Source organism: Holdemanella sp. DFI.5.55 (genome assembly GCF_020593575.1).
Taxonomy (GTDB): Bacteria; Bacillota_I; Bacilli_A; order Erysipelotrichales; family Erysipelotrichaceae; genus Holdemanella; species Holdemanella hominis.
In genome coordinates this window covers 86,493-107,371 of the sequence record NZ_JAJDMK010000002.1, presented here as the reverse complement: position 1 = coordinate 107,371, position 20,879 = coordinate 86,493, and the positions used below count along the sequence as shown (strand labels likewise).

Genomic DNA, 20,879 nt, shown 5'->3' with positions numbered 1-20,879 from the left:
AATATTTTGAAGTTCTTGTCATAAGTGTAGTCTCTCTTTCGTTTACACCTATACAATAAGTCTTAAATAGAGATCATTAATGTCAGTTATATTAACAAGTCACCAATATATCTGTTAAAACAAATATTTACTCTTATTTCTTTGTATATTCTCACTTGTACTTCCAATAGGATGTGAAGTTAAGGAACAAAAACAAGTTGTCGTTGTTTATCAAGAATACCATTTTCGTAATGAAGATTTGTTAGAGTCTCACTATGAAAAACATGGAAAAGAAATGGGATTTGTATCCAGTGAAGAATATGAAATGGCTGCAAGTGATGCAGTCAATAATCCAGAGTCCTTACATAAAACCGAAAAGGAAGATGGGGATGATGTGTACTATAAAGAGGATACCAACGAATTTGTGATTGTATCCACGGATAGGTATATTCGAAGCAATTTTAATCCAGATTTTGGTAAGAAATGTTTTGATCGACAATAAGAAAGGACCGAATATCAGATCTATAATCTGAAAATTCGGTCCTTTTATATGATTTTATGCAGGAATTCTTTTATTTAAAATACGAACCAAAACAGGAATGACAATCAGTTGAATGACGATACCTGGAAGACAAGTAATAAAACTAGCACTCATAAATACAGATAAAGTATAGCCTTGTGTACTAAGAATACATGTATTGACTAAACCGTTCATGATTCTTCCTGCAAGCATCGCAATAATCAAACTCATATATAATTTTGTCATTTCATTTTTAACAGGAATATAATTTGCACACAAACCAGTAACTAAACCATATACAGCTAATTCAACCATCATTTGTGGCAAAATCATTGCAGGTGGCATACCTGTTGTTACGCTTGAAATGAAAGGTGTTAAAATTCCACATGCCAAACCATATGGCCATCCACAAAATAGTCCGCAAACCAATACTGGAATGTGCATTGGTAAGAATATGCTTCCAGCATTTGGGATAACATGAAATGCCATAGGAAGCAATACACCTAAAGCGATGCATAAAGCGCATGATACTAGTTTTCTTGTGATACTATTCATCGTTAAATACCTCTTCTTCTAAAAATACTTGGTAAGGATGTATGGACATATCAATACTTAACATTGTACATATTGTTTTAAGAAATCTACATCTAAAATTAATATTTTTTGATTCACAATTTTAATGATGCCTTCCTCTTTTAATTTACAGATAATTCGACTCACGCTATTACGAGTGGAGATTCCACAAAATCCTGCAATATCATCATTTGTGATTTGAAAATCAATAAGAGTACCTGCCTCTACTTTTCGACCAAATAAATCAATCAATTGATATAAGAAGGAGCATATTGCACCTGTTTTTCCATTCATCATCATGATTTGTTGGCGAAAAATAGCTTCAGACAATTTTTCTCTATAATAAGAATTGACATAATCCTGTAGCTCTTTATCTTGACTCACATAATCCCAAAATAAAACTCTAGGAATACGATAAAATGTTGCCACATCACTTTCAATACGAACATTGAATGGTGCGGATGTATATTGACTTACTTGATCTCTTAATAAAGATAGTATGTCTGGGGTATTGATGTAAGAAATGTTGAATTCACGACCATCTGGTAAAATGACACTTGTCTTGACGACACCATCTTTTAATACATAAGTATCTTGTTGTTCAAGTCCATAATACGTTAAATAGGTATGTTTCTTTTTCTTGATGGTTGCTACATTTTTTTCTTTTAAAAAGTTTAATAAGTACTCATTGTCCATATTCGCACTCCTTTACCGGTTTTGAATTATAACAATACTCTAAATTTCGCGAAACAACAAACGTTAACAACGGATGGTGTTTCGCGATTGAATGTTTCGGATTATATTAATCCCTGGAAAAAAAGGAGAGATAAAAATGTTTGAAATGAATGTGCCTTATGATAAAGGTCAAATGAAAATCAAATTAGAAGATAAGAATTTAGCTGGTGTTTTAGAGGGAAGACAAAGTGATTATAAAACTACACTTTCAGAAAATGAAATTGTGGAACAATCTTTGAATCATCCCATTGGTTCAAAAAGCTTAGAAGAACTTGCGAAAGGCAAGAAAAATGTGGTCATTATTAGTTCAGATCACACGCGTCCAGTGCCTTCAAGAATTATTACCCCTATTCTTTTAAGAAGAATTCGTAGTGTGTCACCCGATGCACGTATTCGTATTTTAGTTGCGACAGGATTCCATAGAGAAAGTACGCATGAAGAGCTTGTGGCTAAATATGGAGAAGACATTGTAAAAAATGAAGAAATTGTTATGCACGTATCTACAGATGATTCTTCGATGGTAAAAATTGGACAGTTACCAAGTGGAGGAGACTGCATTATCAACAAGGTTGCAGCGGAAGCTGATTTATTGATTTCTGAAGGCTTTATTGAAGCACACTTCTTTGCAGGATTCTCTGGAGGAAGAAAATCTGTGTTGCCAGGCATTGCATCTTATAAAACAATCATGGCAAATCACAGTGGTGAATTTATCAATGATAAAATGTCACGTCCAGGTAATTTGCAGCACAATTTGATTCATGAAGATATGGTGTATGCGGCAAGAACGGCCAAACTAGCCTTTATTGTCAATGTTGTATTAAATGGAAATCATGAAATTATTGGTTCTTTTGCGGGAGATATGGAAAAAGCTCATGAAAAAGGTTGTGATTTTGTTCGTTCTTTGGCAAGTGTAAATAAAGTAGATTGTGATATCGCAATCAGTACGAATGGTGGATATCCTTTGGATCAAAATATTTATCAGGCAATCAAAGGAATGACAGCTGCTGAAGCTACATTAAATCCAGATGGCATTATCATCATGATTGCAGGATGTCGTGATGGACATGGAGGTATTGGATTCTATCATAATATTGCAGATGTGAAAGATCCAGAAGAATTTGAACAAAAAGCCATTCATACTCCACGTTTAGAAACCGTTCCAGATCAATGGACATCACAAATCTGTGCGCGTATTTTAGCACATCACAAAGTGATCTTGGTTTCCGATTTAGTAGATCCACAACTTGTGAAAGATATGCATATGGATTTAGCTACAAGCGTAGATGAAGCGCTACAAAAAGCGTTTGAAATAAAAGGAAAAGATGCCAAGGTTGCCGTCATTCCTGATGGCTTGGGTGTCGTTGTAAATATTTAAGGAAGGAAATTTGAATTTATGTTACATAATTTAATTGCGGAATTTTTATCAACAGGACTTATGATTTTATTTGGTGTCGGAGTACACTGCGATGAAGTTTTGACAAACACAAAATATCACGGAAGTGGACACATCTTTGCGATCACAACATGGGCCTTTGGCATCAGTGTTTGTCTATATATTTTTGGTGGAGTCTGTATGAATCCTGCCATGGTACTTGCACAATGTGCTTTAGGTATGCTTCCATGGACTAGTTTTATTCCATACGTTGTTGCCGAATTTTTAGGTGCTCTTGTTGGAGCTTTGATTTGTTTTGTGATGTATAAAGATCATTTTACAGAAAGCGAAGGAAATGTGAACCCAATCGCCATTCGTAATATTTTCTCTACCAATCCAAACTGCAGAAATCTACCTCGAAACTTCTTTGTCGAAACAATCGCTACAACTATTTTCTTGAGTGCCATTTTAGCTGTTGCTACCAAATATGAAACACAACTACCAATTGGCGTAGGCCTTATTGTATGGGCAGTAGGTATGGGTCTTGGAGGAACAACTGGATTTGCGATGAATCAAGCTCGTGATTTAGGACCTCGTTTGGCATTCCAATTATTACCAATTAAAAATAAAGCCAATAATGATTGGCAATATGGACTATTAGTTCCAGGAATTGCTCCTTTTGTAGGTGCATTACTTGCTGCTTTGTTCTGCCATTTGTTTTTAGGTATCTAATATTAGAAAAGACAGATATTCAAAATCAAAATGAATATCTGTCTTCTTTTATATTTTTCTTTGTGATTTTAAATCATATAGGGCAATACCTAAACAGAAGATTTCAGAGACTGTACAACTGATCCAAATTCCATTTTCCTTAAATAATGTTGTACAAACAAATAGGGATAATAAGACAAAGAGAATGCCACGAGAAATCGAAAGCACAAAGGCTTTTCTTGGCTCTTCTAAAGCGACCATGTAGCCGCTTGTGATCACGACATGTCCCATAATCAAGAAGACATAGCTAAATTGACGTAATGCTAAAATGGTATTAAAGTAGTTTTCTGTATTTACTGGAATAAAAGCAGCCGTGATATTTGGTGCAAACACTTCTACAATTAAGAATAATAAAACTCCAGCACAAGAGACTAAAATACGTGCATATTTATGAAAAGTTGAAACGGATTTTTTATCGTTTCGACCATAGTAATAACTAACTAAAGGCTGTGTTCCTTGACTGGTTCCAACCATCACCATCAATACAAGATTATAAATATACATCAAGACAGTAAAAGTAACTAATCCATCCGTACCAAGTAATTGGTTGATGCGATAATTAAATACTGTAATCATTATGCCTGGAGAAATTTCAGAAATACAATCGGGAAGGCCTAAAGATAAAATTCTAGAATATTCATGCCAAGGATAGTTTGCCTTCACAAAATGGAAATGTGATTTATGACTAAACGCAAAATGATAAAAGAAGAAGCAGAAAGTCACAAGTTGAGATAAACCTGTAGCTAAGGCAGCACCACCAATCCCCATGTTAAAAGTTCCCATAAATAAAGGGTCAAGAATTAAGTTTGTGCCAGCTCCTAGGCAAATACCCATTATGGATTTTTGGGGGAAGCCATCGGCCTTTAAAAGGACTTCGAAACAATAGGATACAATGTAAAAGAAGGAGAAGCAGGATAATACTTTGATGTATGTATCTGCATAAAAAAACACATCTTCGTTTGCACCTAAAAATTCTGTAATGTGATGTGAGTTTATAAAAGATAAAATTGCAATACATAAAGCTATACATGAAATTGTGATGGTATTCATTGTGAATACTTCATGCATTTTTCTTTCTTCATTCGCACCTCGATAAATGGACATCACTGTACTTGATCCAATCGCAAATAAGACTCCAATGGAGAAAATGGTTGTGACATATGGACTTGCCACGTTTATGGAGGCTAATGCCGTATCGCCTTCATAGTGGGCAACGAATATACCGTCAACTAAGGTATATAGATTAAAGATAACCATCGAACATATGGATGGTATGACAAATTTAAGATATTGTTTCAACATAAAATCACCAAGTTAAGTGTAAACCTTGGTATAATACTAAGGTCAAGGGTGGCTACATGAAAAAATATTATAAAATCAATGAAATCGCAAAATTATACAATATTAAAACAGACTCTTTAAGATATTATGAAGAAGTAGGTTTAATTTGTCCAATACGATCAAAATCAAATTATCGATTATACACACTGAATGATATCTATATTTTAAATATTATTCGAGATTGTTTAAAATTAGGGTATGATACGCATCAAATCAAAGAATACTTAGATAATCGTAGTGTGAATAATACAATTGTGTTTTTAAAAGAAGAAGAAAGATTGATTCAAAGACAGATTCAAGAATTGAATACAACCCTAAGTTCCATTCAAACGCGAATTGAAGATTTGAATCGTACCCAGTATATTGAATTTGATACATGTAAGATTGAAGTATATCCAAAAAGATATTGTCGGTATTTAAAAGAAAAAATTGATCAAGATGAAAAAATTGACTTTTTATTGACGAAACTAAGTGAATCGATGGAAGAAGATATTTCTGTATTAGGAAATATGGATTCAGGCAGTGTTGTTGAATATAAAAATAATGAGTATGTGTATACAAGTGTATTTATTTTAACTCAAGAAGAAAAACATGACTTTATTCTAGATGAAGGTATGTATTGTACATATACTTATTCAGGGGAATATGATCGAACGAATCAATTGTTTAATAAAATGCAAGATTGGATTAAAGAACACAATTATACAGTTGATGGTCCATTCTTAGAATTTTTATTGATTGATATTCATGAAACAAAAAAAGTGGAGGAGTATATTACCTCCATCCACATTAAGGTTAAACCAAGATGATGAATCCAGATTCAATAGGTTTATATTCTTCGACATCTATTGAATCATAGTATAGATCTCCATTTGAGTCTAATACTAGAATTCGATGATTTTCACAAATAGTTGGTAAGACTTCTAAAGTGTTGTTGATTTTGTAGACTTTATTTTCTTTTTCAAACAATTGAGAATTATATGGTTCGATATCATCTTCACAAATATAGGTGTAGCTTGCACAATATAATTTACCATTTTCAAAGTAAGGCTCAATACGATCTCTAGAACCGTTACAAGGCGTATTTAAATAGCTTTGTGCATGCGTATCATCGATTACTTCAATTGGAAATTCAGATACGACGGATTCGGATTTATTGCCATGTACAATCAATGACATTGTATCTTCTGTTCTGTTAAATTCAACACTGCATAACATTTGGTTTGTGACAATATCATAGTAAGTTGTATCACACACAATATATTTTTTGTTTAATCTGGATTTCCAGACTGAGTTTAGTTCTTGTTTTTTTGCTTTTTGTGCAAACGCAACCGTACGATTTCTTGTTGTCTTTAAAAGATAGTCTTCTTCAAAGAAGATTTGATTTCCTTTTTCATTTGTCCATTTACCATCTGCATAATCCAACAAATCACTCATGACCCAGCCTTTTTCCGTTTTATCTTGCACAACCATACTTGATTTTATGGTTGTGATTTTTTGTAAGCCAAAGGCATGGGCATAAATTTCTGAATAATCTGGATATGTATTTGGTTCTAAATAGGTATTGAATAAGCGCATTAAAGTTGTAGGAACATCGAGTCCGCAATCATGTGTTTCACTTAATGCTAATACGGCATTGTATTTAGGAACAATGATCAGTCTTGAACTAAAGAACATACTGTTTCCACCTTTGGCTAAAACGCCGTCACCAAAATCATAGTCTGGATCATGGTGTCTGACTAAGTCCCAACCTAAGCCAAAATCAATGGCGCCTAGATCCGATTCTAGAAATGTAGTGCCCCAAGATTTAGCCATTAAAGCTTTTGACTTTTCACTAATAATAGAATTAGGCTCTAGAAATATTTGTCCAAATTTACATAAATCAATCATAGAAGTGGTGATGCCACCAGCTCCTTGAATTGGGAAGTATTCTTTTGGTTTCTTACCTTCAGAAACTAAAGGATAATCTGAATTGATTATATATGTCGTATTGGTGCTATTTGCGTCAATCTTTTCTGTAATATATTTTCTTAAGACATCTTCATAAGGCATATTACGAACTTTTGAAACGACCATTTCAGCTAATGTGAATCCATCATTACAATAGGTACTGTAAGTTCCTGGATCTGCTTTTAAGGTGCTGTTTGATAAATAGTTTAATACTTCGCTATAGTAGTTAAACTTAGAAGTGGTACTCACACTAAAATGTTTCCATTGTGTCCCTGGAAGTCCACTCGAATGATCTAGGCACATGCGTACTGTAATATCTTTGTATCTTTCATCTTTCATTGTAAATTGAGGAAGAATATCTGCAACTTTATCTTCAAGTTGAATCAATCCTTCATCCACTAACTGCATAACACATACGGTACAATAGATTTTAGATATCGAACATACATTAAATGTACAATCCGTCGTGATGGATTGATTGTTGATTTTGTCGATGACACCAATCGCATCGGCACAGACAATTTTTCCATCCTGCATAAAGGCATAGCTACAAGCTGTATAGTCTGGTTTTACCATAGCTTTTAATAATTGAGTAACTTGATTTTCCATATGATTTCTCCTTTATAAAAGAAAATGAGAAGTTAATCTGCAACTGCATCAATCAAAATGCTGTGATAGGCATTCACAATATCGTCAACCGTTTCTTCAATATTCGTATTGTTGACAGCTACATAAGCAGCATATTTTTGATACAATGGGTATCTTTCTTTATGCATTTGTTGAAGGGCTAGTTTAGAACTCGATAGTGGTCTATTTGGATCGGAGCTGATTAATTTATCAACATCACGATCAATGAAAATTGTGATTCCATTTAAACGCAAGAAGTCCATATTGACTTTATGTTTAATGGTACCACCACCGGTCGCAATGATTTTATTGTTCATCTTGCTTGCTTCAATCGCAACTTCTGTTTCAATGGCTCTAAATCCTGCTTCACCAGATTCCTGGAAGATTTCAGGAATGCTTTTTCCAGCTTTGGCGATGATCATATCATCTAAGTCGAAGAATTCTTTTCCAAGCTTTTCTTCAAGCATTTTACCAATTGTTGTTTTCCCTGCACTTGGCATACCAATTAATACGATGTTACAACGATCTTTCAACATTTCTTTTTTGATTTCATCAATGATTGAATCATCAAAAGACATGTTCTCGAAAATTTCAAATGTATATTTGGCTTGTGCAATCAACATTTCCAAACCAATTACACGTTTGATGTCGGCTTCTTGAGCTTCAAAACATAAACGCGTAAGAATTGGGTTGTATACAACATCTAATACACATTCTAATTTATGGAACCAGCTTACATCAATTGGTGCATTCGTAATATTTGGATACATACCAACTGGACTTGTATTGACGACAATATCTGCATCTAAATGTGATGTGTACATTTCATCATATCCAATGGCACCACGATCTGAGCTTCTCGAAACAATCACAATGGCTTTTGCGTTTTCATGTTCGCAAACGGCTTTAACAGCAGCACATGCACCACCGTTACCAATAATCAAGACTTTTTTGCCTTCCATATGTACGTTGTGGGCTTTAACCATATATAAGAATCCACCAAAGTCTGTATTGTACCCTTTTAATTTGCCATCTACATTGATGATTGTATTGACAGCACCAATGGCTTTAGCACTCTCATCCATTTCATCTAAATAAGGAATGACATCCTTTTTATATGGAATAGTCACATTGATTCCTGTGAAATCTTTCTTTTCCATAAATTCTTTGAATTCTTCTTTATCTAATTCCACCAATTGGTAGTCATAATCTTTTACGTTCTCAATCTCTGCAATTCTTGTCTGAATTTGTTTGGAGAAACTATGCCCCAAGTGCTCACCTATCAATCCGTATTTCATATCATTTCCTCTTTTCTAGAACAGCTCTTTAAATGTTAAAAAAAGCATTTCGAAGAAGAAATGCTTTTTGAATGCCCTGAAACTTAAAAATAACCATCGTATACATATGGCTTTTCTCAGGGCTATTTAAAGTAAAAGTAATAATGTCTTGAAGTGTTCATATGCATAGGATACACCATTTTTTTGTAAGTGGCAACCCTAAAATGAAAATAAATGTAAAAAATCAGAAAGTTGTTTCAAAGTGTATAATAAAAGTGGTGGTTATTATGAATGTTGGATTTGCGGCATGTATTATTTTGGCAGTATTCTTTCTTATTTTAGGAATAATGTTTGCGTTGCTGAAAGAAAAAGGGGCACAATTTGTTTCTGGATTTCGTATACTAAATCATCCGGAAAAATATGATAAAGCTAATATTTCTAGAGATATGCGTAATCAATGCTTCATCTATTTTGTGATTCTAAGTATTGGGGCTATCCTATCTTATTTTCTAAGTGCATATATCGCATTGACAGCTCTTCTTGTTTGGTTAATAATATTCTTTCATAATTTTAATTTGGATGCCGAAAAGGCATTTGAAAAATATTTGATTCATTAAAGTATGTAAAGAGCTTTTAAGTCTTATATATGATTCAATATAAGTGTTGACCGAAAGAATGAAAATTTATATAATCGTTCTAAATTAAACGATTTAGGAGGGCATACTTATGTTTCATGTAAAGAAAAGAACTCTTTTGTTAATAGCAGGAATTGTATGGTTGATTGCAGGATTTAATGTCGCACGACTTGGTGTACTATCGTATCGTGTAATTGAATCGAAATGGTATTTATATATTTTAACAATTGTTGTGTTCTGTGCATTTGGAATGATGTTTTTCAAGATGAGTCAGAAACACACAAAGCGAATTATGGGATATGAAGCAACACGTCCATTCTGGCACTTCTTTGATTTAAAAGCCTACATGATCATGGCTTGTATGATGGGTGGAGGAATTGGATTTAGAGCAGCAGGTATCTTTCCAGATATCTTTATTGCCTTTTTCTATTCAGGACTTGGCTGTGCATTAGCCTTAGCAGGTGTTACTTTTTTAAGAAACTATATTCAATATGAAAACTTATTATTAGATTAAAAGAAAAGATTTATGTCTTTTTCTTAATCGAATATAATATTTATGGCAAAAACGTACTTTGTAAACTTGAAATTGTTGACGTTTTTGCCTTTTATTATACTTAAAAGGATAGGATTATGAAGGATATCGCAATTTAACGTAAAAACTTTACATTTAACGTTACTAAAGTTAAAATTGAAATGATAGAGTTAAAAAGGAGGCTGCGATAACATGAAAACAGATGTATTTGGATTGACAATAAATTATAAGTCATGGGATAAAAAACAAGCGTTACCACTTTATGTAGCTGGTAATTATGAGATTGATGAAGCTATTGTTTCAAATAATCGATTTATCGTGATGAGACCCATTGGTGATTTGCCAACACTTCCGGCTATGAAAAAGCATATAGAAAAGATTCAAAAAATTGATGATGTACCTGTCGCATTTTATTTAAAAAATTTGTCTGATTTTAGAAGAAAAGGAATGTTAGAAAGTAATATACCTTTTATGACAGAAAAACAAGTATTTCTTCCTTTTATTGGGACACTGTTAATGGAAGAGAAAAATAATGCATTGTATAAAGAAAAATTTATGTTTTCTACACAACAATTGTTTTTGATGTATTTATATAATAGACAAAATAAATTGTATGTCGCAAATGTTGGAAAGAAGCTTCCTTATTCAGCAATGACATTATCAAGAGCGGTCAAACAATTAGAAGCAAGTGACTTATTTTTGGTGTATAAAGATGGCGTTAATAAAGTGATTGAATCAAAATATGATAGAAGAGAATTGTTTGAAAGGGCAAAACCTTTCTTGTTAGATCCGGTTCGGAAATATGGCTATATTGAAAAATCAAGAATTGATGAAAATATGGTTCTTGCATCAGAGAGTGCTTTGGCCAAAAATTCAATGTTGAATCCTTCCAAATTAATAACATATGCGATTGATGAACAAAAAATGGATATAAATCAAATGGAAAATGAATTGGTAGATCCAAATAAACAGATTCGACTTGAATTATGGGGCTATGATCCAAAATTATTTTCAGATGATAATGTGGCGGATGGTTTATCTGTGGCATTATCTTTGAGAGAAATTGTAGATGAGCGAATTGAAGAAGCTATAGATGAATGTATAGAAAGAGAGCTAAATGAAAAATGATAAATGGGTTCACTAAATTTAAAGAGTGGTTCAAAGGTTTTGAAAATCAGTATGTTGTGATTGGTGGGACAGCATGTGATTTAATAATGGAACTCAGCGCACATGAACAAGCGTAGGATTCACTTAAATTTTTAGGTATTATGGAAAATATAGCACAAGTAGACCTACTGATTACAGATGATTTTGGACTTATGAATCTTGATGTTGAAAAATATAGACATCTATTTGAAATTCTCGATTCAAGGGAAGGAAGAAAATCGACAGTGATAGTTTCTCAAATCCCAGTAAAAGAATTGTACGATTTATTTAAGGATTGTGCATACGCTGACGCGTGTTTAGATCGAGTCCTATGTAAAGCATATCGTTTAGAATTCAAAGGTGAATCACTAAGAAATCAAAAATTTTGACACACCGATTGACCGCTACAGATACACCGATGGTGCTCTACACGCGCACCATTTTTCCGTCATATGCAGTAACGCCATATAAATCATAATCTTTTCTATTGTTGATGCATTCAATTAAAAGATCTAGTTTATCTTCGGGTAAACTAAAAACAAAATCCTTAAAAGGATTTTCAAAATTAGACATAAAAAAACATTCTCAACATGTCTAAGCAGCCATTCGGTGAGGATGTCGCCAAACAAAGTTCCAAATGACTGCTTAGACATTAACTTTCTTTGGCTTTTTAATTATAACAGATTAATAAAACGGGTACACTACTTTCATTTTGTCAACCACACGATTGTAGATTAATAGAAAAAGTTTACTTAAACATAAAATTCTTCCATAGTATCTAAGCACAAACATGCTAACGTACCATTTTCAAAACAAGCACCACAATCAATTGCTATGAAATTATTTTTATAAAATATTTCAGGTTTTCCATTAATACCTAATGTTGGAGTGTGACCTACAACTACAAATTTATTAGGGTCTGTGAAGTATGGAATATCCCAATCAGGACGTTTCCAAACAAAATCATTTACATCATATTCATCTAGTGATTTTTCCTCACTAAAATCACCTAATCCTGCATGAACTAAAAGATAATATCTTCCTTTCACTTCAACTTCTTCATAAGCTGTAAACTCCATTAAATATTCAATAATGTCTTTTTGTTCTTCTTTACTTAATTTTTTAAATTCTTGGATTGTTTGGAATGCTCCATTATTCATCCAATCAGATAATTTCATTAGTTTTTCTTCATCAAAACTGTCTAAGAACTCATTTGTAATTTCTTGCGTAATAATATTAAAACAATCTGCCATCATTAATTCATGATTACCAAAAATACCAAACACATTAGACCTTTTCATCATATCTTGTAAAATTTTCATAGAGTTTACTCCTCTGTCTATTATATCTCCTAAGATATATAATGTGTCTGTCTCTTTTAAATCAATTAAATCCATCATTTCAATATATTTATCATACATACCATGAATATCGCTCATTACATAAATCATTGTTAATCACATCCTTTTTACCAACCGTTATTCACTATAAGGACAATATAAATAATCAACATCTTTAAAATTATATTTTATAAATTTTTCCATTTCTTTAACTCCTTCAAGATGAGTACTATGTATATATATTTCTCGAACCTTTATATTATTTTGCTTCATATAAATTAAAATGTCTAATCCTGTTTCTTCACCCCCTAAGTCATAATCCAAATTAATTGCATCAATATCTTTAAACACTGATAATAACGTTATACATTGCTTATATGTCCTAACACAATTATATCCACATAATTGAACTTCACTAAAATCTCTTTTATCATCAACAAATATTTTCATAGTAAGAATACCTCATCTTACATTTCTTCTAATCTTCGAATAATCGATTCAGTTCTATTATTAATCACTATCGCTAATTTCTTCAATGTTTCAAACAGTTCTTCCCATGTCATATTAAAATCAATCATTAGTTCTTTTCTCAATTTTCTATTATAATAAACATCTTCTAACATAAACTTTCTTTTATACTCTTCAAATGATATATTTCCATAACTCCTTTTGATGCTTATCCAATTATCTTCAATCACCATCAAAGCTCTTATACCATCATCTAAAAGCCATTTACATTTTGGCAAATGCCCAAATCTTTTAGGTATAATATGAAACGCACCAATTTTATGAGCACTCTCTACATAAAATAATACATCTTCGTTAGTAAATATCTTTCGATAATGCTCTTTTGTTGATTTTAAACAAAACCATTCTTTTCTAAGGTATTGAGCACGATTATTGTCCATATTTAAATAGTCCTCATCCTTTTCTGATATTACAAATCTTTTGAAATCACTAACATAATAATTATTATTATTTTCTATATCATACTTTCTACACATTTCTTTAATATAGTAATAAGGAGAGCTAAAAAATGTATCAGGTTCTAAATCTTTGTTATTATCATTTAACCAATTTAACTTTTTATATGCTCTATATGCACATTCACATCTATCTCTATCTATCATTTCTTCATTAGATAACATTCTATATTTCATCAACTTTGTAATTGGGTCATACTGATTTAACTCGCTATTTTCATTAATTAAATTCTCTTTATAATCTATCATCATTTTTTCTCCTGATCTTTATAATTCGTTACATAGTATTCTGTATAAATTTTAATTGCATTAAACGGAATGTATAATTCTAAAGCGAATGAACTTTGAATTGCCAATATATTCTTTCTAATCATTCGTATCTTTTTAGTATCGTTTAATTCGTTATTATCAAGAACTGACAGTAACGAACTTAAGAAATATTCCTCATCAGTATCTAAAACATATACTCTGCTTGGGTTCCTATCTATGAACTCATATTCAAGCAGTTCCTTTTCAACTCTGGGCAAAGATTTAATTTCTCTTATTACATTATCTTGTTTAACAATATTCATTATCTTTCCTTTGTTCTTTTATATCTTTTGTAGTTTGTAGAGTCTTTATTTTTATACATAACTTCATCCTTCTTTTAACTTACAATTCCCATGCTTCTTCATTAATGTCAATCCATTCATCCTCAAAAAGTATTGCATTTTTAACTTCTTCTTCACCTTCATTTTCATAAATTAAATCCAAGTATTCTTTATTCATATTTATCACCTCTTCATCATGATATCATATATTTGTATTGTACGCAAATATTTTGTTACATCTATTATGTTGATATTAATATACGTTAGTTAACTCAGTGATATAATGCATAAAAAAAATCACCTTTATATAAAGTGATTTCTTTTATTCTATTCTTTTTTTTCTAGATATTCTTCTACTAATTTATATATATCTTGTTTTATATCTTTATTCAGTTTATTCATATAGGGTGTTAACTTTTCGTTATTCATATATACATCAACTAAACATTTAAAAACATCTTTATCGCTTAGTTTAACTTCTAGATTATCAATAGATATTCTTTTAGATACCAAAATTTTTAAAAATCTCTTATTTATATAGTATTCATTTAACCCCTCTATATCTAGTAATAATTTTGATAATAACAAAAGAGGGCGTAAAGAAGGATTATCTCCTAAATCGTTTTCTGATTCTAAGATAAATTCGACACTAGAATTATCAAATTTTACTGGAGTAATTATATTTTTATAATTTCTTGCATGTCTAGAAGCTTCATTAAATACATCAATACATTTTTCAATCTCTTTTGAATAAGTAACTAAATTGTCAATTTTTTTTGCAGTTGTTATACAATATCGATATTTATACATATACTTAATCACCCGCCTAAAATTTAAAATATCATAAAAGTACTTAAAATTCAATATGATAGTCATCTTGTTAAATTTCTTTAGCACTTTCTATCATAATCTCCTCACAAATAGTGAATAATTCTTTTTCATAATATCCTAAAGTTTCCACAATCTCTCCACTTAATAAACAAACTATCAAATATTTAAAGCCATAATATTCGTCAGCTTGTTCACAATATATATACTTCCTATCATTAAATTTGCATTCAAAGTATAGAATTTCTTTTTCTCCAACTAATCGCTTATTATACTTCAATGGACATATATTGTTAAAAATAATAGGATTATCTGTACCTTTAGCACTATAGTTTTCTATTAAGCAAACATCACTTAATACCAAGACACAATCATATTCAATTCCCAACAAATATTTAGCTACCTTGCTTTTCATATGCAACGCATAAATCGGATAATCCATTTTTAAAAGTGCTTCATAATCTATACTATATCTCCCCTTATTTGTGTAATGAGGAAGTTATTTTATATCATCTATGTTTTCCAATGCCAAGTTATTGTTATTTATTCTAAAGCAAAAATAATCATATTTACTTACACTATTCATGTCATTATCATCACGCCATTTTCTCCATCCATTTTTAGACTTTAAAGAAAATCCAATCAAGCTAAACTTTGGTATATTTAAATTTTTATCATTTTTAAATAGTTCTCTATCATAATGCTCAGAACCAAAATAAACATACATATTAGTATCTAGTTTTTTTCCATTTTTTCACCTTTTTTCTATACACTCATTATAACCTATTAATTTTAAAAAAATGGCATACAATTTTGCATACCATTTTACAAGTCAATATTCTACTTTTTAAAATTCTAGGCGCAAATCAGGCGTAAAAACAAACAATTCAAACTTATTTATACTTCAAATAAGCCTTTAATTATCGTGTTTTTTTTATTATTTCTTCATGTGCGGAAAGTGAAGAACTTCCTTTTCGTGCAACTAAAGATTTGGATATTGCTTTAATTGTTGAATCCATTACATATGAATTTGGCAAAGCGTTTTGGAAATATATTAAAGAAGCTAAGTATTCACATATAAATAAGAGTACTCAAAATGCTCAATTTTATCGTTTCACATCACCGAAAAGTAATGAATATCCATTTATGATCGAAATCTTTTCAAGAAATCCAGACTATATAATTTTAGAGGATGATGCATATCTAACTCCACTTCCAATAGATGAAGAAGTATCAAGTTTATCAGCAATTCTTTTAAATGAAGAGTATTATGAATTGTTGAAAACTGGACAAATAATTGTAGATGGAATTCCGGTGCTTAGACCAACATGCTTGATACCATTTAAGATGAAAGCTTATCTTGATCTGTCTATGCGAAAGAAAAGTGGGGGAACATGTCGATAGTAAAAATATAAAGAAACATAAAAATGATGTTTTTCGATTAGCTCAAGTGATTGCATTAGATACTAGACAAATGGTTAGTGCAGAAATTCTAGAAGACATGAAGCAATTTTTGGGATTGGTTGAAAATGATAATGTAGATTTAAAGACAATAGGGATAAAAGAAATTTCATATAAAACAATGATTGAAATACTATATCGATGTTATTTTACAAAGGATTAATACATATTATTTCAATAATTTGACCTTGTATACTTTAGTACATTGGCTTTAGCGGGTGTTACTTTCTAAAAAAACTGTATTTAATATGAAAATTTATTATTAGACTAAAAGAAGAGATCGATTTGTGATCTCTTCTTTAATCTATATTGGAGTTTTGAACAATGAAGTTACAAAATGAATGCACAGCAGGAGGTGCATATCTATTTTTTACTGTAGCCATATAAATAATACGTTTCTTTTGTGGATTCTTGATTTTTAACTTCTTTAAATGGAAATGATCAATCATGGGAATGTTTGGTACAACTGCTACACCATAGTTAATATCAACTAAACCAAGGATGGCGCTGTCTTCTTCGACTTCAAACAGAATGTTTGGATCGATATTGTTGGAATGAAATAAATCATCAATCAATGGTCTTAATCCACTGTGCTTACTATAATAAATAAAATATTCATTTTGAAGTTCCTGCAAATCAATTTCATTCTTTAAAGCCAATGGATTTAATTTTGATACTACGACAACTAATTCTTCCGTTGTGATGGGAACAAAATTGATATTATTTCGATTTTCTTGATAGGAACAAAGAACTAAATCGTACTTTTCTTCTTCAAGACCATCCAATAAGGCGCTTGTGCTTCCTTGTTTTAAAGTGAATTTAATCTTACTATTGTTTTTATCAAAGTGGAAATGTTGAATTAAATGTGGAACATAACGATATCCAAGTGTATAAATAAAAGCTAGGTTGATCCATCCTTGATTAGGGGAAGTGATGACATCAATCTTTTTTTGTCCAAGTTCAATTTCACTCAAGCCTTTTGTGACATATTCATAGAAAATTTTACCATATTTTGTTAGACGAATGTTTCTTCCTTGTTTTTCAAATAAGTAACAATTTAATTCGTTCTCTAATTGCGAAATGGCATGGGAAAGGGAAGGCTGAGTAATATCTAACATGTTGGCAGCTTGTGTATAGTGTTCAGTTTCAGCAAGCATTTTAAAGTAATATAAATGGTTAAGATTCATGGTATCCTCCTAGATTTAGTATAAATGAATGTATAGAAAAAATCTATAAATAAATAGATAAAACGTGATTGTTTCAATATGTTTAAAAAATTATAATAAAGATGTCTTGTGAATTAGTTAACATTTAGGAGGGAAAAATGGGAAAGTTTAATTCATTATTTCAACCATTAGAAGTCAGAAGATGTACAATTCCAAACCGTATTGTTATGACTCCAATGGGGACAAACTTCGCAGAAAACACAGGGGAAATGAGTTTTTTGCACATTGATTATTATGAACAAAGAGCACAAGGTGGAGCTGGTTTAATCATCGTTGAAAACGCATGTGTTGATTATCCGGCAGGATCAAATGGAACAACTCAGTTACGTTTAGATTTAGATAGCTACATTCCTAGAATGTTCAAATTAACGGAAACAATCCACAAACACGACACTAAGATTGCCGTTCAGTTAAACCATGCAGGTGCAAGTGCTGTTGCTGAAAGAATCAACATGCAGCCAGTATCTGCTAGTGATTTACCAAATAAAAAAGGTGGAGCAATTCCTCGTCCTTTGACAAAAGATGAAATTTATTCAATCGTTGAAAGCTATGCCAAAGCGGCTAAGCGTGCTCAGATTGCTGGATTTGATGCTGTTGAAATCCACTGTGGACACTCTTATTTAATTAGTCAGTTCTTATCACCATTAACGAATAATAGAACAGATGAATTTGGTGGAAGCTGTGAAAACCTTGCGCGTTTTGCATCGTTGATTTTAAAAGCTGTACGTGAAGCAGTTGGACCATTCTTCCCAATCTTGATTCGTATTAGTGCAGATGAATTCTTACCAGGTGGAAATACATTGGAAGATACTTTACATTTATTAGAATACTTCCAAGAAGAAGCTGATATTATCGATGTTTCTTGTGGACTTGTAGATTCAATTCAATACCAAATTGATGCCAACTACTTAAAAGATGGTTGGAGAACTTATTTGGCGACTGCGGTTAAGGAAAAATTCAATAAACCAGTTATTACAGTAGGTAATATTCGTGATCCAAAAGTCGCAAATAAAATTATTGAATCTGAACAAGCAGACTTCATCGGTTTAGGACGTCAATTTGTAGCGGATCCTCAATGGCCATTAAAAGTGAAAGAAGGACGTTTAGATGAAGTTCGTAAATGTATTTCTTGTAACATCGGATGTAGTGGTCACCGTATTGGATTAAATCGTCCAATCCGTTGTACAATCAACCCTAGTGTAAATGAAGGGGAAGCTTATAAGAACCAAAAAGTAAAGAAACCATGTAATGTTGTCGTTATTGGTGGAGGTACTGCAGGTCTTGAAGCCGCATGTACAGCTGCAGAAGTAGGGTGTATGACATTCTTAATTGAAAAAGAAGATCATTTAGGTGGATTGAGTGTTGAAATTTCTAAAATTCCAGAAAAGAAACGTTTAAGAGATTTTCCAGACTACTTGATTCGTCGTGCTAGTAAATTGAAAAACTTAATCACATTCACAAATACAGAAGCTACAATTCCATTGGTAGAAGCTTTAAAACCAGACGTAATTGTCAACGCAACAGGATCAACTCCTTTATTACCTCCAATTACTGGATTGCGCGAAAATATTGATCGTCCACAAAGCGGCGTAAAAGGAATCTTAGGCATGATCAACAATATCGATAACTATCCAATGGATATGGAAGGAAAAAAAGTTGTTGTTGTCGGTGGGGGAGCCGTAGGTCTTGATGTAGTTGAATTCTTCTCAAATCGTAAGGCTGATGTTTCTATCGTAGAAATGCTTCCAGTTGTAGGTAAAGATTTAGATATCGTTACTAAAGTAGGTACATATGCATTATTAGAAAAGAATCATGTAAATATCTTAACATCAACAGCACTGCAAGAAGTTCATCCAGATCACTTTATTGTAAAACGTAATGATCAAAACGAACAATTAGACTTTGATTATGGATTCGTTTGTTTAGGAATGCGTAGCTATTCACCATTGATGAAAGACTTAACAGAAAGTTTTGAAGACAAAAACGTAGAAATCGTTAATATTGGTGATAGCGTTCGTGCTCGTCGTATCATTGATGGTACAGCAGAAGGACGTAACATTTTAAACACATTAAAAACAAAGGGATACTTAGAATAAAATCACTTTAGGAGGAAAAGAACATGAGTGAAAGAATTACAGGACACACAGAATTAATTGGGTTGATCGCATACCCTATTCGCCATTCATCATCACCAAAGATGCACAATGAAGCGTTCGCAAAATTAGGTTTAGATTATGCTTATCTTGCATTCGAAGTAGATAATGATACTTTGGAAGATACAGTTAAAGGTTTTAGAGCTATGAAAGTTCGTGGATGGAACGTATCAATGCCTAACAAAACTGTTATCGGAAAATACTTAGATAAATTGACTCCAGCTGCTGAAATGTGTGGAGCTGTAAATACAGTAGTAAATGACAATGGTGTATTAACAGGAACTATTACAGATGGTGTTGGATACATGAAAGGTTTAAAAGATGCGGGAATCGATGCGATTGGTAAGAAAATGACTATTGCTGGAGCTGGTGGAGCTGCAACAGCTATTGAAATTCAAGCTGCATTAGATGGTGTTGCTGAAATTTCAATCTTCAACCGTAAAGATAAATTCTGGGCAAATGCTGAAGAAACTGTTGAAAAAATCAACAAAAACACAAACTGTAAAGCTAAATTATTTGATTTAGATGACAAAGAAGCGTTGCGTAAAGAAATTGAATCAAGTTACATCTTAACAAATGCGACTGGTATGGGCATGAAACCTTTAGAAGGACAAACTTGGTTACCAGATACTTCATTCTTACGTGAAGACTTGATTGTAACAGATACAGTGTATGCACCTGCAAAAACTAAATTGTTGGAAATGGCTGAAAGTGTTGGATGTAAAACATTAAATGGTTTCCCAATGATGCTTTACCAAGGTGCTGCAGCATTCGAACTATGGACTGGAAAAGAAATGCCAGTCGATCACATTAAAAAAGTAATGGGATTTGATTTTTAAT

The 20,879-nt window shown here is 31.9% G+C and carries 26 protein-coding genes; 12 read left to right on the top strand and 14 right to left on the bottom strand.

All coding sequences use genetic code 11. From position 1 onward, the window contains the following. Window positions 1–238 precede the first annotated feature (238 nt). Window positions 239–481, top strand: coding sequence for a hypothetical protein (locus LJE08_RS01260; RefSeq protein WP_227402214.1), 243 nt, complete (start codon window positions 239–241; stop codon window positions 479–481). 54 nt (window positions 482–535) lie between these two features. Here LJE08_RS01260 and LJE08_RS01255 read toward each other — a convergent pair whose 3' ends face one another. After that, complete coding sequence (locus LJE08_RS01255; protein WP_227402213.1) at window positions 536–1,054, bottom strand: ECF transporter S component; 519 nt, start codon at window positions 1,052–1,054, stop codon at window positions 536–538. A 57-nt stretch (window positions 1,055–1,111) separates the two neighbouring features. After that, window positions 1,112–1,768, bottom strand: coding sequence for a Crp/Fnr family transcriptional regulator (locus LJE08_RS01250; protein ID WP_117924097.1), 657 nt, complete (start codon window positions 1,766–1,768; stop codon window positions 1,112–1,114). Window positions 1,769–1,904: 136 nt separating this feature from the next. On the opposite strand from LJE08_RS01250, the gene larA reads away from it, so the two are divergent. Both larA and larD read left to right on the top strand, forming a co-directional pair. Beyond that, window positions 1,905–3,182: a nickel-dependent lactate racemase gene (gene larA / locus LJE08_RS01245; protein ID WP_117924099.1), complete on the top strand. Its 1,278-nt coding sequence runs from the start codon at window positions 1,905–1,907 to the stop codon at window positions 3,180–3,182. Window positions 3,183–3,200: 18 nt separating this feature from the next. Beyond that, the gene (gene larD, locus LJE08_RS01240) at window positions 3,201–3,911 is read left to right on the top strand and encodes a D/L-lactic acid transporter LarD (protein ID WP_117924101.1); all 711 of its coding nucleotides are present in this window, start codon (window positions 3,201–3,203) and stop codon (window positions 3,909–3,911) included. A 48-nt stretch (window positions 3,912–3,959) separates the two neighbouring features. Here the strand turns inward: larD and LJE08_RS01235 are convergent, their stop codons facing one another. Beyond that, on the bottom strand, window positions 3,960–5,252 hold the full coding sequence (locus LJE08_RS01235; protein WP_217256611.1) for an MATE family efflux transporter: 1,293 nt from the start codon (window positions 5,250–5,252) through the stop codon (window positions 3,960–3,962). Between the two features lie 56 nt (window positions 5,253–5,308). On the opposite strand from LJE08_RS01235, the gene LJE08_RS01230 reads away from it, so the two are divergent. Continuing rightward, complete coding sequence (locus tag LJE08_RS01230; protein ID WP_227402212.1) at window positions 5,309–6,100, top strand: MerR family transcriptional regulator; 792 nt, start codon at window positions 5,309–5,311, stop codon at window positions 6,098–6,100. Here the strand turns inward: LJE08_RS01230 and LJE08_RS01225 are convergent. Both LJE08_RS01225 and LJE08_RS01220 read right to left on the bottom strand, forming a co-directional pair. Next, window positions 6,087–7,850, bottom strand: a complete 1,764-nt coding sequence (locus tag LJE08_RS01225; RefSeq protein ID WP_227402211.1) for a serine hydrolase — start codon at window positions 7,848–7,850, stop codon at window positions 6,087–6,089. The genes LJE08_RS01230 and LJE08_RS01225 overlap by 14 nt on opposite strands. A 32-nt stretch (window positions 7,851–7,882) precedes the next feature. Further along, window positions 7,883–9,166, bottom strand: coding sequence for a shikimate kinase (locus LJE08_RS01220; protein ID WP_227402210.1), 1,284 nt, complete (start codon window positions 9,164–9,166; stop codon window positions 7,883–7,885). Window positions 9,167–9,369: 203 nt separating this feature from the next. Between LJE08_RS01220 and LJE08_RS01215 the strand changes: the two genes are divergently transcribed. The 4 genes from LJE08_RS01215 to LJE08_RS01200 all read left to right on the top strand — a co-directional run bounded on the left by LJE08_RS01215 (window position 9,370) and on the right by LJE08_RS01200 (window position 11,847). Next, entirely contained in the window at window positions 9,370–9,762 is a 393-nt protein-coding gene (locus tag LJE08_RS01215; protein WP_227402209.1) for a DUF3784 domain-containing protein, read from the top strand. A gap of 109 nt (window positions 9,763–9,871) precedes the next feature. After that, window positions 9,872–10,294 (top strand): hypothetical protein, encoded by a 423-nt coding sequence (locus tag LJE08_RS01210; RefSeq protein ID WP_227402208.1) that lies wholly within the window; start codon window positions 9,872–9,874, stop codon window positions 10,292–10,294. 210 nt (window positions 10,295–10,504) lie between these two features. Next, window positions 10,505–11,440 (top strand): MarR family transcriptional regulator, encoded by a 936-nt coding sequence (locus tag LJE08_RS01205; protein WP_186999801.1) that lies wholly within the window; start codon window positions 10,505–10,507, stop codon window positions 11,438–11,440. Between the two features lie 140 nt (window positions 11,441–11,580). Beyond that, window positions 11,581–11,847 (top strand): ATP-binding protein, encoded by a 267-nt coding sequence (locus LJE08_RS01200; protein ID WP_227402207.1) that lies wholly within the window; start codon window positions 11,581–11,583, stop codon window positions 11,845–11,847. Window positions 11,848–11,884: 37 nt separating this feature from the next. On the opposite strand, the gene LJE08_RS01195 is transcribed toward LJE08_RS01200, so the two are convergent. The 8 genes from LJE08_RS01195 to LJE08_RS01160 form a co-directional block, all read right to left on the bottom strand. Further along, window positions 11,885–12,031 (bottom strand): hypothetical protein, encoded by a 147-nt coding sequence (locus tag LJE08_RS01195; protein ID WP_186999802.1) that lies wholly within the window; start codon window positions 12,029–12,031, stop codon window positions 11,885–11,887. 179 nt (window positions 12,032–12,210) lie between these two features. Then, the gene (locus tag LJE08_RS01190) at window positions 12,211–12,909 is read right to left on the bottom strand and encodes a metallophosphoesterase (RefSeq protein ID WP_217256618.1); all 699 of its coding nucleotides are present in this window, start codon (window positions 12,907–12,909) and stop codon (window positions 12,211–12,213) included. 27 nt (window positions 12,910–12,936) lie between these two features. After that, window positions 12,937–13,248: a cyclic-phosphate processing receiver domain-containing protein gene (locus tag LJE08_RS01185; RefSeq protein WP_227402206.1), complete on the bottom strand. Its 312-nt coding sequence runs from the start codon at window positions 13,246–13,248 to the stop codon at window positions 12,937–12,939. Between the two features lie 17 nt (window positions 13,249–13,265). Then, the gene (locus LJE08_RS01180) at window positions 13,266–14,033 is read right to left on the bottom strand and encodes a hypothetical protein (RefSeq protein ID WP_227402205.1); all 768 of its coding nucleotides are present in this window, start codon (window positions 14,031–14,033) and stop codon (window positions 13,266–13,268) included. Further along, a complete protein-coding gene (locus LJE08_RS01175; RefSeq protein ID WP_227402204.1) occupies window positions 14,030–14,353 on the bottom strand; it encodes a hypothetical protein in 324 nt (107 codons plus the stop codon). Before LJE08_RS01175 ends, LJE08_RS01180 begins: the two co-directional genes overlap by 4 nt. A 345-nt stretch (window positions 14,354–14,698) precedes the next feature. Further along, window positions 14,699–15,181, bottom strand: coding sequence for a hypothetical protein (locus tag LJE08_RS01170; protein WP_227402203.1), 483 nt, complete (start codon window positions 15,179–15,181; stop codon window positions 14,699–14,701). A 70-nt stretch (window positions 15,182–15,251) separates the two neighbouring features. After that, window positions 15,252–15,641 (bottom strand): hypothetical protein, encoded by a 390-nt coding sequence (locus LJE08_RS01165; protein ID WP_186999105.1) that lies wholly within the window; start codon window positions 15,639–15,641, stop codon window positions 15,252–15,254. Window positions 15,642–15,698: 57 nt separating this feature from the next. After that, complete coding sequence (locus LJE08_RS01160; RefSeq protein ID WP_227402202.1) at window positions 15,699–15,926, bottom strand: hypothetical protein; 228 nt, start codon at window positions 15,924–15,926, stop codon at window positions 15,699–15,701. 263 nt (window positions 15,927–16,189) lie between these two features. Between LJE08_RS01160 and LJE08_RS01155 the strand changes: the two genes are divergently transcribed. Both LJE08_RS01155 and LJE08_RS01150 read left to right on the top strand, forming a co-directional pair. Next, window positions 16,190–16,603, top strand: a complete 414-nt coding sequence (locus LJE08_RS01155) for a hypothetical protein (protein WP_227402201.1) — start codon at window positions 16,190–16,192, stop codon at window positions 16,601–16,603. After that, a complete protein-coding gene (locus LJE08_RS01150) occupies window positions 16,584–16,823 on the top strand; it encodes a hypothetical protein (RefSeq protein WP_227402200.1) in 240 nt (79 codons plus the stop codon). The genes LJE08_RS01155 and LJE08_RS01150 overlap by 20 nt, the downstream gene beginning before the upstream one ends. A 136-nt stretch (window positions 16,824–16,959) precedes the next feature. Here LJE08_RS01150 and LJE08_RS01145 read toward each other — a convergent pair whose 3' ends face one another. After that, complete coding sequence (locus LJE08_RS01145) at window positions 16,960–17,847, bottom strand: LysR family transcriptional regulator (protein ID WP_227402199.1); 888 nt, start codon at window positions 17,845–17,847, stop codon at window positions 16,960–16,962. Window positions 17,848–17,984: 137 nt separating this feature from the next. On the opposite strand from LJE08_RS01145, the gene LJE08_RS01140 reads away from it, so the two are divergent. Together LJE08_RS01140 and LJE08_RS01135 are read left to right on the top strand one after the other, a co-directional pair. Next, the gene (locus LJE08_RS01140) at window positions 17,985–19,982 is read left to right on the top strand and encodes an FAD-dependent oxidoreductase (protein WP_227402198.1); all 1,998 of its coding nucleotides are present in this window, start codon (window positions 17,985–17,987) and stop codon (window positions 19,980–19,982) included. Window positions 19,983–20,005: 23 nt separating this feature from the next. Beyond that, window positions 20,006–20,878, top strand: a complete 873-nt coding sequence (locus LJE08_RS01135) for a shikimate dehydrogenase (RefSeq protein WP_117924128.1) — start codon at window positions 20,006–20,008, stop codon at window positions 20,876–20,878. The last annotated feature ends 1 nt before the right edge of the window (window position 20,879 follow it).